This is a genomic window from Denitrobacterium sp., from assembly GCF_056180635.1.
Genome location: NZ_JAZZJS010000081.1, coordinates 21978 through 34968 on the forward strand (window position 1 = coordinate 21978; position 12991 = coordinate 34968).

Below are 12991 nucleotides of genomic sequence, written 5' to 3' on the forward strand. Positions count from 1 at the left end.
CATGAGCGATCAAACTACCGTCATCAATCCGCTGCCTGCACCGCTGAATGGCAGCACCACGGTTCCCGGCGACAAGTCAATTTCCCATCGAGCCGTTCTCTTCTCCGCAATGGCCGAAGGCACCTCGCGCGTGTCTGGCGTGCTCGATTCGGGCGATGTTCGTTCCTCCATTCGCGCTGTTCAGGCTCTTGGCGCAACGGTTGCCCTCGAAAAGCAGATCGACGGTAGCCTTTCCGGTGGCATTACGGGCTGGGGCGCCGAAGGCCCCAAGCAGCCCAGCGGCCCCATCGACTGCGGCAACTCCGGTACCACGGTGCGCCTGCTCATGGGCGTACTTGCGCCGTGGGATATCGAAGTCGAGCTTACGGGCGACGAGTCTCTTTGCCGCCGTCCCATGCGTCGCATCACCGCACCGCTCATGAAGATGGGTGCCCAGTTCTCGCCAGCTGGCAGGGAAACGCTGCCCATCACCATTCACGGATCGCGCAGCCTGCGCGCTATCGAATACGATGCGCCCATGGCATCCGCCCAGCTGAAGACCGCCGTTCTTCTTGCCGGCCTGGGAGCTACGGGCAAGACGATTCTGAACGAGCCCGCTATCTCGCGTAATCACACCGAGCTCATGCTGCCCGAATACGGCGCCGTTACCACCGCTGCCGAGCGCGTGGCCACGGTGAAGGGGCCCTGCACGCTTCGTGCATGCGAAGTGAACGTTCCAGGCGATCCCTCTTCTGCAGCGTTCCTCGTGTGCGCCGCGCTTTTGAAGCCCGGCAGCGAAGTGCAGATTGAGAACGTCAGCCTGAACGCCGGTCGCATTGGCTTCACGCGCACGCTCGAGCGCATGGGCGCCAACGTGTCCATCGAGGGGCTCGGTGCCGCGGGCAAAGAGCCATACGGCATTATTTCCGCACGTTACACGCATGACCTCGTGGGCTGCGAGATTCCCGCCGACAAGATTGCCTCGGTAATCGACGAGATTCCCGTTCTGGCTCTTGTTGCGGCGCATGCGCGCGGCATTACCGTGTTCCGCCAGGTGGGCGAGCTTCGCGTGAAAGAGGCGAATCGCCTGAAGGCGACCATCGACGGCCTTTCCCAGCTTGGCGTCGACGCCTGGGTGGAGGGCGACGACCTCTACATCGAGGGCCAGCCCGACCTGAAGACCCCCGAGGGTCTCGTGTTCAATTCCCATAAAGACCATCGCATGGCCATGACTTGGTCGCTTGTTGGCCTTTGCGGCGACAAGCCGGTCACCATCGTTGATTTCGACTCAATCAAGATCAGCTTCCCCACGTTCCTGGGAAGCCTGGAGGCGCTTGCCCGATGATTATTGCCATAGACGGCCCCTCTGGCGCCGGTAAATCTACCGTTTCCAAGGCAGTTGCCCGGAAGCTTGGATATTCGTGTCTCGATACGGGGGCGATGTATCGCTCCATAGCCTGGTATGCGCTGCGTGAGGGCGCGGAGCTTTCCGATGCCGACGCATTGGGCGAGATTGCGCGTTCGAAGGAAATCTCCTTTGGCATCACGCCCGGCGACCCTTTGCCCAGCGAGGTGTTCATCGACGGCATCAACGTCACGCGCGATATCCGCACGGCGCGTATCGATAAATCCGTCAGCGCGGTAGCGGCTCATGCTTGCGTGCGCGAAGCCCTGGTCATGCAGCAGCGTCGCATTGGCGCTTCGGGTAATTTCGTCGTCGAGGGCCGCGATATCGGAACTGCGGTGTTTCCCGAGGCCGACGTTAAGGTGTTCCTTACCGCAAGTGACGAGCAGCGTGCGCTACGCAGGTTGCGCCAGAACAAGTCGCGCGGAATCGGCTCAACCGACTACGACGAAGTGCTTGCCGACATTAAAAAGCGCGATAGCATCGATTCCTCTCGTGAGGCATCGCCGCTGAAGCCCGCTTCCGATGCGGTGCTCATCGATTCCAGTTCTCTTCCCATCAACGACGTCGTTTCCACGATTTGCGAAATGGCGCACAGCAAGGCGGTTTGCTAATGAAGTTGTTCCTTACGCTCGAGGAAATGTGGGATCGTCCCCTTGGCGGGGAGAATACCGAACGTGAGATTCCCCATTGGTGCGGCAATATCTGCTATGTCATCGTGGGCCTGGTGCTGAAGGTTGCCTTCCGCTTCAAGGTGCATGGCAGGGAAAACCTGCGTGAGGCACGTGGCAAGCAGGGCCTGTGCCTTTGCTCTACGCATACGTCGTTCCTCGATGTGGCGTTTCTGTACGTGGCCGTGCGTCCCAGTCAGTGGGTGCGCTTCATGGCGCGTGACAACCTGTTCACGGGGTCCCAGGTAGGAGCTCAGATTATCGCCCGCGTGGGCGCTTTCCCCGTAACCAGGGATTCTGCCGACCGAACGAGCGTCAAGCGCGCTACGCGCATGCTTCGCAACAAGGAAGTCGTCGGCATTTTCCCCGAGGGAACGCGCCGCGGCAAGAGCGAGAACACGCCGTCGCTGCATGCCGGCGCGGCTCTCATCGCGCGCATGGGGAAGGCTCCCTTGGTGCCCACGGCCGTGCGCAATGTCGAGAACATCAAGCGCAAGGGAGAGCTCATTCGCTTCCCGCGCGTGCATGTTCTCTTTGGCGAGCCCATCGACGTGAAGGCGTTCGACTTCCTTCCCAAGGAAGACAGGCTCGAAGGTGCCGTCTGGTACGTCATGCGCGAAAGCTTCGCGCTCCAGCATGACGTTCCCGCCGAGGAAATCGATATGGTGGAGCTCTTTCCCGAGACGAAGGATTACAGTCAGGTGTTCGCAGAGCATCCTGTTCGGGGGTAAGCATGGAAGTCATCACCGCATCATGTGCCGGCGCCTGCTATGGCGTGAAGCGTGCATTGCGCCTTGCCGAGCGCGCTTCCGAGTCGGGTCGTTCAACGCAGACGCTCGGTCCTCTCATTCATAATCCCCAGGTCGTCGACCGTTTGGCCGACGCTGGCGTGGGGGTTGCCCATAGTCCAGCTGAAATCGTCAGCGACTGCGTCATCATTCGCAGCCATGGCGTCACGCCTCAGGTGCGTTCCGAGATCGAGGAGCGCGGTGTCGAGATTATCGATGCCACGTGTCCTCACGTGCTTCGCGCGCAGCGTGCCGCCAAGGAGCTTGCCGAAGAGGGCCGCACCGTAGTGGTGGTGGGCGAGAAGAGCCATCCCGAAGTGGAAGGTCTGCGCGCCTGGGCGGAAAGCGCTGGCGACCGCGTCGTGGTGGCTTGCGATGCAAGCGAGCTTCCCGCTGATTTAGAGGGCCCCATCGGCGTCGTGGTGCAAACCACGCAGCGACGCGCCATGCTCGACGACGTGCTCGCCGAGCTCGATGCGCGCAGCCTGGAATACGTTCTCGAAGATACGATCTGCAATGCCACGAGCACGCGTCAGAGCGCGGCCGAGGAACTTGCGGCAAATGTCGATGCGATGGTTGTTATTGGCGGACACAACTCGTCGAACACCACGCGCCTCTACGAAATATGCTCGGCCATTGCGCCGCGTACGTTCCACATCGAAACCGTTGACGAGCTTAACCGCGACGATTTCGCGGGTTGCGAACGTGTTGGCGTAACCGCGGGCGCCTCTACGCCCGACGATATCATTCAGGACGTGGTACACGTTCTTTCGGAAGGATTCGATGCGTAACTCGAATACGACACCTATTGCTTGGATCAAGGACGTCGCTCCCGGGTCGCCGGCCGATGACGCTGGGTTCACGCCTGGTTGTGGCATTCTTGCCGTCGATGGCTTTCCCATTCGCGACGCCATCGATTGGCGCTGGTATACCGACGACTACGAGATCGAGCTTACGTATATCGATACCGACGGCGACCAGGGCACGGTCGTACTGGAGCGCGACGAGGGCGAATCGTGGGGTTTCGACTTCACCAAGGCCATCTTCGACGATCTGATGCTGTGCCGCAATGCCTGCAAGTTCTGCTTCATGCGCCAGCTGCCCGAGGATGCACGCGATACGCTCACGCTGCGCGACGACGACTATCGTCTTAGCTTCCTGCAGGGCACGTTCGTCACGTTCACCAATGTGAAGCCCGAAGACGAAGAGCGCATTATCGAGCAGTACATTTCGCCGCTCAGGTTCTCGCTCCATGCGATCACTCCCGAAGTGCGCCTGGATGTGATTGGCCGCCACGCTCAACGCGGCATCGACGTAGCCGAGCACCTTCTTGAGGCGGGAATTCAGCTGCATGCCCAGATCGTGCTCATGCCTGACGTGAACGATGGGGAAGAGCTTCGCAAGACGCTCGAATGGGCGTATGCGCACCCTGGCATTCTTTCCGTGGGCATCGTGCCCCTTGGGTTTACCAAGCATCAGACTTCGTTCGAGTTCAGTTTCAACGATGCCGCCATGGCGCAGAACGTCATCGATTGCATCGAGCCGTTTCAGCTTCGCGCGATGGAAGAGCGCTCCGATGCCTGGGTGTTTTGCTCCGACGAGTTCTACCGCAACGCCCATCGCGACGATTTGCTCGACCATCTGCCGCCGGCGGAGTTCTATGGCGAGTTCGATTTGTTCGAAGACGGCATCGGCATCGTCCGGTCGTTCGTGGACGATTGGCTTGCGTGCGAGGATGCTCAGCGCGAGTGCGCCGAGGCCATACGTGCATCGGGTAAGAAGGTGCTGTTCGTATGCGGATGCGCCCAGCGTGAATTCTTTACGCCCCTTATCGAGCGCAGCCCTCTGAAGGGACTGCTCGAGCCCTTGTACGTGAAGAATGAGTACTTTGGCGGCAACGTGGATGTCACGGGGCTCCTCTGCGGGTGCGATATCGCGCCGGCGCTGGAGCGCGCTTCGGCGTCGGGCGACTACGCGTTCGCGGCGTTGCCCAAGGTGATACTGAACGCCGACAGCGTTACGCTTGATGATATGACCGTGGGCGATATGGAGGGCTCGTCGGGCCTGCATATCCATGTGGTATCCTGCGTAGCATCGGAATTTCTTCCCCAAATCGCTTCAGCCTGCCGCAAGCTGGCGTAGGGATTAGGGGTTTCTCGCAAACGCTTCCAAGCGAAAGGCGGAATAATGGCAAAACATCTGGTGGCCGTAGTTGGCCGTCCGAATGTGGGCAAATCCACGTTCGTGAATCGCATTGCCCAGGCAGATGACGCAATCGTCCATTCCATGCGTGGCGTCACGCGCGATCGTTCGTATCACGAGGCCGATTGGAATGGCGAAAGCTTCACGCTCATCGATACCGGCGGTATCGAAATGGGCGACGAAGACGCATTTCAGACTTCTATCCGCAATCAGGCTTTCACCGCCGCGAACGAGTGCGACGTCATCTTGTTCGTGGTCGATGGAAAGACGGGCATCAACGCCGACGACGAGGAAGTCGCGCGTAGCCTGCGCAAGGCCAACGTGCCCGTGCTTCTCGTCGTGAACAAAATCGACGACCCGGGCAACCTCGACGCAATCTACGAGTTCTACAATCTGGGTCTGGGCGATCCCTGGCCCGTATCGGCGCTGCATGGCACCGGCACCGGCGATCTGCTCGATGAAACCGTGAAGCTCCTTCGCGAGGCTCCCGAGCGCTTCGACCCCAATGCCGAAGAGGCCATCAACGTGGCCATCATTGGCCGCCCTAACGCGGGCAAGTCGTCCATCACCAACATGCTCTCCCAGAACGATCGCTCCATCGTCAGCGACGTCGCGGGCACCACGCGCGATGCTATCGATACGCTCGTGCATCATGAGGGCAAGGCCTATCGCCTCGTCGATACGGCTGGTCTGCGCCGCAAGAGCCAGATCGACGAAGATGTCGAGTACTATGGCTTCGTGCGCTCCATGCGCGCCATCGATCGCGCCGAGGTCGTGCTCCTCATGGTCGACGGCACCCTGGGCCTCACCGACCAGGATCAGCGCATCGCCGGCTTTGCCGCCGAACGTGGCTGCGCCATGGTCATCGTCCTGAACAAGTGGGATATCGTGGAGGGTTCCGAAGCGAAGGAGCGCGTGCGCGATCAGGTGGCCGAACGCCTCCAGTTCGTCTCGTATGCTCCCGTCATCGCCGTTTCCGCGCTTACGGGCAAGAACACGCATCGCATCTGGGAAATGATCGATAAGGCGTACGCTGGCTATAACGCGCGCGTGTCCACGAGCGCCCTCAATAACTGGCTTGCCGAAATCCGCGACTTCGGTCATAGCATCTCGCAGGGCAAGAAGCTCCTGAAGCTTAAGTACGCTACGCAGACGGCAACGTGCCCTCCGCAGATTACGTTCTTCGCCAACCATCCCGAAATCGTCACCGACAATTACGAGCGTTACCTCGAGAATCGCCTCCGTCGCTCGTTCGATTTCACTGGCACCCCTGTACGCATCAAGTTCAAACGGAAGGATTAACCCTTGCAGTCGCCACTCGTACTTATTGTCGTATTGGCCGTTTCCTTTCTGCTCGGGTCGCTTCCCAGCGGTGTCATCATCGGCAAATGCATTTACCACGTCGATATTCGCGAAGTAGGTTCGGGCAATATCGGCACCACGAACGCCATCCGCGCGTTCGGTAAGAAGGGCGGATACCTCGTCTTCGTGATGGACTTTGGAAAAGGCCTGCTTGCGGGCTTGTTTGCAATGGTCGTCACGTCGTTGTTCGCAACGAGCGAAGGCATGTTCACCACCGGCGACGCCATGGCGATGGCCCTCGTGGGCGGATGTCTCGGCCATGTGTTCTCGCCGTGGCTTGGCTTCCATGGCGGCAAGGGCATTGCCGTTTCCGTTGGTGCGCTCTTTTTCGTGTTTGGCCCCGTGCCCGCGCTCATCGAGTTGGCCGCGTTCATCCTCGTGGTCGTGTTCACGAAGTACATCTCAGCGGGTTCCATTACCGCTGCGGTTATCTGCCCGTTCATGTCTTTTTACGTGTTCTGGGGCGATTGGTTCGCTGCCATCGCTTGTGCGCTCGTGGGCATTCTCGTCGTGTGGGCGCATCGCCAGAACATTTCCCGTTTGCGTGAAGGTACCGAAAACCGCATAGGCAGCAAGAAGGGGGAGTAAGCTCGTTATGAAAATCGGCGTTATAGGTGCAGGTTCCTGGGGCACTGCCATTGCCCAGATGCTCGGCCAGAACGGCCAGAACGTCAATATCTGGGCGCGTAGACCCGAGGTCGTTTCCTCCATCAACTGCGATCATGTGAACCCCCGGTATTTCAGCGATATCGAGCTCTCGCGCAATATCGTTGCCACCGTTGGGTATCGCGATTGCCTGTACAACGCCGATGCCGTGGCCATCGTCACGCCTTCCAAGCTCCTGCGTGGCGTCGCCCGCGCGCTTGCCCCCATTGCGAGCGATACGCTTCCCATCGTTATCTGCAGCAAGGGCGTCGAGGCCGAAAGCGGTCTGCTCCCGGTGCAGATTTTCGAGCAGGAAATGGGCAATTCCGAACGTTTCGCCGTTCTCTCTGGTCCCAATCATGCCGAAGAGGTCATTCGCGGCATGCCTTCCGCCACCGTTATCGCATCTAAGTCGGAAGAGGTGGCCAAATTCCTGCAGGGTGCGTTTGCGAACGACATGTTCCGCACGTACACCTGCACCGACGTGGTGGGCGTGGAAATCTGCGCCGCCGCCAAGAACGTCATCGCGCTTGCCGTGGGCATGTCCTTCGGCCTGGGCTATGGCGATAACACGGCTTCCTTGCTCATGACGCGCGGCTTGGCCGAGATGAGCCGCCTCGTGAACGCTCTCGGCGGCGAAGCCATCACCTGCATGGGCCTGGCTGGCACGGGCGACCTCATTGCCACGTGCACGTCTCAGCATTCGCGCAACCGTCGATTCGGCGAAATGGTCGCACGCGGTGGCACGCTCGAGCAGTTCACCAACGAAACGCACATGGTCGTCGAAGGCGCCTACGCGTGCCAGACGCTTCTGCCCCTCGCCAAGAAGGCTGGCGTCGACCTTCCCATCACCGAAGCGGTGCGCCAGGTTATCTGGGATGGTGCCGACCCGCGTGTCGTGGGTGCGTCGCTGAAGGATCGCCCCCTCAAGCAAGAGTTCTACGGCCTGGGCTAACGACTCATGCCGCGCGATACGTATTTCGCATACAACACGCCCATTGGGCATATCACGCTTGCGTCTGACGGCAACGCCATCACGCGGCTGGCCTTCGGCGTGGTTTCGCTCGATGGGGAAGAGGCCCCCACGGCGCTTACCAACAAAGCCGCGAATGAACTGCAGGAATACTTTGCCGGGAAAAGGCGCGTGTTCACGGTGCCCTTGTGCGCTCAGGGGAGCGAGTTCCGCGAATCGGTGTGGCATGCCATTTCGATGATTCCCTACGGGCAAACGCGCTCGTATTCCGACGTTGCCGCTTCCGCTGGCAGGCCGGGAGCCCATCGCGCGTGCGGCATGGCTGCGAACGCCAACCCAATCCCCGTGCTCATCCCATGTCATCGCGTCATCGGATCGAACGGAAAGCTCGTTGGTTACGCCGGCGGGCTCGCTATCAAGGAATTCCTGCTCAATTTAGAACAAGAATACGCCTAGTCGATTCCTGGGCGTTACAATCGGGGAACTTGGAATTAGCCATTCGTGCCAGTTGAAAGGTCTAGCATGTTCGAATCGGTTCGCGTATCGCCTTCAATTCTCTCATCCGATTTCATGAACCTACAATCGGAAATCGATTCAATCGAGGCAGGCGGCGCGGATTGGGTCCACGTCGACGTGATGGACGGGCACTTCGTCCCGAACCTCACCATTGGCGTTCCCGTTGCGCAGCAGCTCGCGCGCATCACCGATATGCCCCTCGACGTTCACCTGATGATTTCGAACCCGCTCATCCAGCTTCCCTGGTTCCTCCAGGGCAAGCCAGAAATCGTGACCGTGCATTGGGAGTCGTTCGACACCGAGCATCCTAACGACGATGCTCGTGCGGCTGCGCAGCTCATTCACGATGCTGGCTCGAAAGCCGGTATCGCGCTCAAGCCCGATACCGATATCTCGGTACTTGCCGAAACCATCGACCTTTGGGATATGGTGCTGGTCATGAGCGTATTCCCGGGCTTTTCCGGTCAATCGTTCATTCCCGAAACCCCCGATCGCATTCGTCAGCTCGTCGCAATCGCGAACGAGGCTGGAGCAAGCCCCCTTATCCAGGTAGACGGGGGCATTAACCCCACCACCGCTGCGCTCGTGGCGGCTGCCGGCGCCGATGTCCTCGTTGCGGGCAATGGCGTCTTTAAGGCGCCCGACCGAGCGGCGGCAATTTCCGATATTCGCACTGCGGCTACGAACGCACGTTAGGAGCAACAATGGATCGCGTGTACATGGATTGGGCTGCAACCGCTCCTCTCTGCGTCGAAGCGCAGAAGGCCATGGAGCCGTATATGCTTGGTGGCCCGGGCAATATCGCAGTTGGCGCAAACGCCAATTCGCTTCATTCCGAGGGAAGGGCCGCGTTCGCTGCGCTCGAGGAATCTCGTGACATCGTTGCACGCTGCATTGGCGCCCGCCCCGACGAAATCACGTTCATGAGCGGCGCTACGGAATCCGACAACCTCGCGCTCATGGGAATCGCACACAAGAAGTATTCCCAGTACAAGCAAGAGGGCCGCACGGGAGTGCGCGGTCACGTCGTCGTTTCCGCCATCGAGCACGATGCCGTGCATCAAACGGCCCATATGCTCGAGCGCATTGGCATCGACGTGTCGTACCTGAAGCCTGATGCCAATGGTTTCATTTCCGTCGATGACCTGAAGGCGAACCTTCGCCCTGATACGTTCCTCGTGTCGGTTATGCTTGCCAACAACGAAATCGGTTCCATCCAGCCCATCGCAGAGCTCGCGGAAGTCGCGCACAATTGCGGCGCGCTCTTCCATACCGATGCCACGCAGGCGCTTGGCAAGATGCCCGTTTCGGTTAGGGAACTGGGCGTCGATGCGATGAGCTTCTCGTCGCATAAGGTATGCGGCCCCAAGGGCGTGGGCGCGCTGTACCTGAAGCATGGCGTGCCGTGCCAGCCCATTCTCTTTGGCGGTGGCCAGGAGTCGGGTCTTCGCAGCGGCACGCAAAATGTCGCCGGCGTGGTGGGATTCGCGGCGGCCATGAAGGCGTTTTGCTCCGACGCTCAGAAGATCAATGACGAAGTGGCTCGCCAGCGCGGGCTGCGCGATATGCTCTATCGTGGGCTTATGGAGTATCCCCAGGTGGTGCAAACGGTTCAGTGCCGTGAGGGAGATACGCGCTTCCTGCCCAACATCGCTAACGTGTGCGTGCGCGGCTTCGAGAGCGAAACGCTCATCCTCCGCTTCGACCGCGAGGGCGTCTCGCTTTCGGGTGGTTCCGCGTGCAGCTCGCATTCGCTCGAACCCAGTCGCGTCTTGAAGACGATTGGCATCGAACGCGACCTGGCCCTGGGCAGCCTTCGCTTCAGCATTGGCGCTTTCACGACCACCGAAGACGTGCAGCGCGCCCTTGCGACCTTTGACCGTGTGGTGAATTGGAATAAGCGTTAGAATATTGCGTGCATTAGGGGGTTGATGCTAATGGTCGAAAGAAGCCATAGTCGAGACAACGCACCCTGCGATCTGGCGCCCGTCCACGCCGAGACGCTTAGGGCTCCCGAGTCTGCCACGTTTACGGTGGGGCAGATAGAGCATGCGCTCCTCGCCATGTTTCCGCGTAGCCAAGCTGAATCCTGGGACAAGATGGGGCTGCTTGTAGGCGATCCGTCAGCGCAGGTCACACGTGTGGCAATTGCGCTCGATCCCACGATTTCCGCCGTGCGCGAAGCGCAGGTGAATGGATGCCAGCTGCTCCTCACGCATCACCCCGTTTTCATAGATCCGCCCGAATCGTTCACCTCGGCTTCCTCCGGCGCCATGTCGCCTGGGTCCGTTGTGTTCGAAGCCGCCCGATGCGGCGTGGCGCTCATGAACTTCCACACCGCCCTCGACGTGAATCCGCGTGTTCCCGAACTTCTGTCCTCCATGCTCGGCCTCTCGTTCGGCGGCATCGTCGACGTTGTGTATCCAGAGCTGAAACGCGGATACGGCCATCTGTGCGCTCCCGATGAATCGGGCATGACGCTTCGCACGCTCGCCGCGCGCTGCGTATCCGTGTTCGGGCGCATCCCACGTGTATGGGGCGATTTCGACAAGCCGGTTCAATCGGTGGTCACCTGCACGGGTTCGCAGGGAGTTTTGGCCCCGTTATGTGTTGAACGTGGCTACGATGTGCTCATTTGCGGCGAGATACGCTATCATGACGCTCTTCCCGCTGCCGAAGCGGGGTTGGGAATCATCGAGCTTGGGCATGACGTGAGCGAATTGCCGCTCTGCCTCGTGCTCGCCGATGCCCTCGAGGAAATCGGCATGGCCCGCGAAGCCATGCACATTATCGACCAGAACAACAATTGGCTAACACCCGAAGCGGTGAGAAAGTAGGAAGCATGCAGGCAACAGCTGAACAGATTCAAGCACTCGAATCCCTGCAGGATATCGATCGCCGCCGTCTGCGCGCCCGTCTCGAAATCGAATCGCTTCCTCATGGGAAGAAAATCGTCGAGATTCGCCATAAGCGCACCCAGGCCGATGCCAAGCGCGCTCAGGTGGAAGCCATTCTCGCCAAGGCCGAAGAGCAGATGAACCGCTATTCCGAAGAGGATGAGCAGCTGGAAGGCAAGCAGAGGGAAACGCAGGCCAAGATCAACGAGGTGCAGGGCGACTACCGCAGCGTCACCTCGCTTACGCGCGACCTCGACGGCATGCGCAAGCGCCGCGAGACGCTCGAGTTCGAAATGGGAAAACTCGACAAGAAGATCGAGGAAATTCGTGCCGTCGCCGAGCAGGCTGGCAAGGTCGTCGCCACGCTTTCCTCGCAGGAAACGAAGCTCACCGAGCAGTTCCGCGCGGAAACCGCTCGCCTTCAGAATGAAATCGCCCAGGCCGATTCCGAGCGTGCCTCTCAGGTGAAGCTCGTGAATGCCAAGCTCCTGGCCACGTACGAAGCGGCACTCGAGCGCTGCGGGGGCGTTGCGCTCGCCAAGCTCGACGACACGCGTTGCTCCGCTTGCCGTAACGTCATCGAAGCCAACAGGCTCCTGCAGATCAAGCGCGATGCGCCCATCTCGCAGTGCCCCCATTGCCGTCGTCTGCTTCTCATCGACTAGTGACTGCCGGCGTACTCTACATAGACGGCGCCTCTCACGGCAACCCTGGCCCTTCGGCCTGCGCATACGCCCTGCTTTCCGAATCGGGTAGCAGGGTTTCGCATGGTGCCTGGTACTTGGGCGACGCCACGAACAACATCGCCGCGTACATGGCGCTCATCTGGGGCATGCAGAACGCCCTGGAAAGCGGCATCACCGCGGTGAACGTGCGTTGCGACAGCCAGCTCGTCGCCTTGCAGATGGGCGGTGCGCTGAAGGTGAAAACCGCCGATTTGGTGCCGCTTTATCGCAAGGCGTCGCATCTTGCTTCCCAGTTCGACACGTTTTCCATCACGCGCATCAGGCGCGTCGAGAACCATACGCTGAACGAGCTCGCAGGCGAAGCGCTTGATACGCGTTCGCATAGCGGCACGTATACCGTGCCGCTCGATGCTGGGCAGGATACGCTGTTCCAGGTGCGCGATGAATCTGAACGCTCCACCGAAACGGTGTTCGATTCCGACGCTTCGTACCTGTATAAGGGCGGGTATTACGAGCTCACGATAAAGAGTCGCTTCGAGCAGGTCACGCCTACGGGCGAACCCGTTGCCTGGAGCGTCGAGGCGCGCGTTTCCGCCGATACGCTCGATGCGCAGGGGCGCGTCTATTCGCTGGGCACCATTCGCCAGATGCTCGCAGACGTTATCGATGGGCTCGACGGAGCCGATCTTTCGCGCCAGGAACCCTTCGATGCTCTTCCGGCTACGATGGAACATTTGGCTCGCGTGATATTCTGGCGCCTCGACCCTGCGCTTCCGGATCGCGTTCAGCTTGATGAGGTCGGTATATGGTCTTCGGCTATAGGAGCCAAAATCGTATATCGCCCCTAGTGGGCAATGGCTATACTTG

General features: G+C 60.0%; 14 protein-coding genes. All 14 read left to right on the forward strand.

The window, feature by feature from the left end; all coding sequences use genetic code 11:
* The first annotated feature begins 1 nt into the window (after position 1).
* The 14 genes from aroA (at position 2) to AC04P6_RS07775 (ending at position 12972) form a co-directional block, all read left to right on the forward strand.
* The gene (gene aroA / locus AC04P6_RS07710; protein ID WP_475566040.1) at positions 2-1324 is read left to right on the forward strand and encodes a 3-phosphoshikimate 1-carboxyvinyltransferase; all 1323 of its coding nucleotides are present in this window, start codon (positions 2-4) and stop codon (positions 1322-1324) included.
* Positions 1321-1998: a (d)CMP kinase gene (cmk, locus tag AC04P6_RS07715; RefSeq protein WP_475566041.1), complete on the forward strand. Its 678-nt coding sequence runs from the start codon at positions 1321-1323 to the stop codon at positions 1996-1998. The genes aroA and cmk overlap by 4 nt, the downstream gene beginning before the upstream one ends.
* Positions 1998-2786: a lysophospholipid acyltransferase family protein gene (locus tag AC04P6_RS07720; RefSeq protein ID WP_475566042.1), complete on the forward strand. Its 789-nt coding sequence runs from the start codon at positions 1998-2000 to the stop codon at positions 2784-2786. Before cmk ends, AC04P6_RS07720 begins: the two co-directional genes overlap by 1 nt.
* Before the next feature lie 2 nt (positions 2787-2788).
* Positions 2789-3634: a 4-hydroxy-3-methylbut-2-enyl diphosphate reductase gene (gene ispH / locus AC04P6_RS07725; protein ID WP_475566043.1), complete on the forward strand. Its 846-nt coding sequence runs from the start codon at positions 2789-2791 to the stop codon at positions 3632-3634.
* Positions 3627-4985, forward strand: a complete 1359-nt coding sequence (locus AC04P6_RS07730; RefSeq protein WP_475566044.1) for a DUF512 domain-containing protein — start codon at positions 3627-3629, stop codon at positions 4983-4985. The genes ispH and AC04P6_RS07730 overlap by 8 nt, the downstream gene beginning before the upstream one ends.
* A gap of 45 nt (positions 4986-5030) precedes the next feature.
* Positions 5031-6347, forward strand: a complete 1317-nt coding sequence (der, locus tag AC04P6_RS07735; protein ID WP_475566045.1) for a ribosome biogenesis GTPase Der — start codon at positions 5031-5033, stop codon at positions 6345-6347.
* A 3-nt stretch (positions 6348-6350) separates the two neighbouring features.
* Entirely contained in the window at positions 6351-6995 is a 645-nt protein-coding gene (gene plsY, locus AC04P6_RS07740; protein WP_475566046.1) for a glycerol-3-phosphate 1-O-acyltransferase PlsY, read from the forward strand.
* Between the two features lie 7 nt (positions 6996-7002).
* A complete protein-coding gene (locus tag AC04P6_RS07745) occupies positions 7003-8007 on the forward strand; it encodes an NAD(P)H-dependent glycerol-3-phosphate dehydrogenase (RefSeq protein ID WP_475566047.1) in 1005 nt (334 codons plus the stop codon).
* Between the two features lie 6 nt (positions 8008-8013).
* Complete coding sequence (locus AC04P6_RS07750; protein ID WP_475566048.1) at positions 8014-8481, forward strand: methylated-DNA--[protein]-cysteine S-methyltransferase; 468 nt, start codon at positions 8014-8016, stop codon at positions 8479-8481.
* Positions 8482-8547: 66 nt separating this feature from the next.
* Positions 8548-9237, forward strand: coding sequence for a ribulose-phosphate 3-epimerase (rpe, locus tag AC04P6_RS07755; protein WP_475566049.1), 690 nt, complete (start codon positions 8548-8550; stop codon positions 9235-9237).
* An 8-nt stretch (positions 9238-9245) separates the two neighbouring features.
* Positions 9246-10448 carry a cysteine desulfurase family protein gene (locus AC04P6_RS07760; protein WP_475566050.1) on the forward strand — a complete coding sequence of 401 codons (1203 nt, stop codon included), beginning with the start codon at positions 9246-9248 and terminating at the stop codon, positions 10446-10448.
* Positions 10449-10478: 30 nt separating this feature from the next.
* Positions 10479-11378: a Nif3-like dinuclear metal center hexameric protein gene (locus AC04P6_RS07765; RefSeq protein WP_475566051.1), complete on the forward strand. Its 900-nt coding sequence runs from the start codon at positions 10479-10481 to the stop codon at positions 11376-11378.
* A 5-nt stretch (positions 11379-11383) separates the two neighbouring features.
* Positions 11384-12103, forward strand: a complete 720-nt coding sequence (locus AC04P6_RS07770; RefSeq protein WP_475566052.1) for a zinc ribbon domain-containing protein — start codon at positions 11384-11386, stop codon at positions 12101-12103.
* Positions 12103-12972 (forward strand): reverse transcriptase-like protein, encoded by an 870-nt coding sequence (locus AC04P6_RS07775; RefSeq protein WP_475566053.1) that lies wholly within the window; start codon positions 12103-12105, stop codon positions 12970-12972. Before AC04P6_RS07770 ends, AC04P6_RS07775 begins: the two co-directional genes overlap by 1 nt.
* The last annotated feature ends 19 nt before the right edge of the window (positions 12973-12991 follow it).

Excerpts from the sequence above, each read along its gene's own strand:
- aroA (WP_475566040.1), top strand. The coding sequence starts at position 2 with ATGAGCGATCAAACTACCGTCATCAATCCGCTGCCTGCACCGCTGAAT.
- cmk (WP_475566041.1), top strand. The coding sequence starts at position 1,321 with ATGATTATTGCCATAGACGGCCCCTCTGGCGCCGGTAAATCTACCGTT.
- AC04P6_RS07720 (WP_475566042.1), top strand. The coding sequence starts at position 1,998 with ATGAAGTTGTTCCTTACGCTCGAGGAAATGTGGGATCGTCCCCTTGGC.
- ispH (WP_475566043.1), top strand. The coding sequence starts at position 2,789 with ATGGAAGTCATCACCGCATCATGTGCCGGCGCCTGCTATGGCGTGAAG.
- AC04P6_RS07730 (WP_475566044.1), top strand. The coding sequence starts at position 3,627 with ATGCGTAACTCGAATACGACACCTATTGCTTGGATCAAGGACGTCGCT.
- der (WP_475566045.1), top strand. The coding sequence starts at position 5,031 with ATGGCAAAACATCTGGTGGCCGTAGTTGGCCGTCCGAATGTGGGCAAA.
- AC04P6_RS07745 (WP_475566047.1), top strand. The coding sequence starts at position 7,003 with ATGAAAATCGGCGTTATAGGTGCAGGTTCCTGGGGCACTGCCATTGCC.
- AC04P6_RS07750 (WP_475566048.1), top strand. The coding sequence starts at position 8,014 with ATGCCGCGCGATACGTATTTCGCATACAACACGCCCATTGGGCATATC.
- rpe (WP_475566049.1), top strand. The coding sequence starts at position 8,548 with ATGTTCGAATCGGTTCGCGTATCGCCTTCAATTCTCTCATCCGATTTC.
- AC04P6_RS07760 (WP_475566050.1), top strand. The coding sequence starts at position 9,246 with ATGGATCGCGTGTACATGGATTGGGCTGCAACCGCTCCTCTCTGCGTC.
- AC04P6_RS07765 (WP_475566051.1), top strand. The coding sequence starts at position 10,479 with ATGGTCGAAAGAAGCCATAGTCGAGACAACGCACCCTGCGATCTGGCG.
- AC04P6_RS07770 (WP_475566052.1), top strand. The coding sequence starts at position 11,384 with ATGCAGGCAACAGCTGAACAGATTCAAGCACTCGAATCCCTGCAGGAT.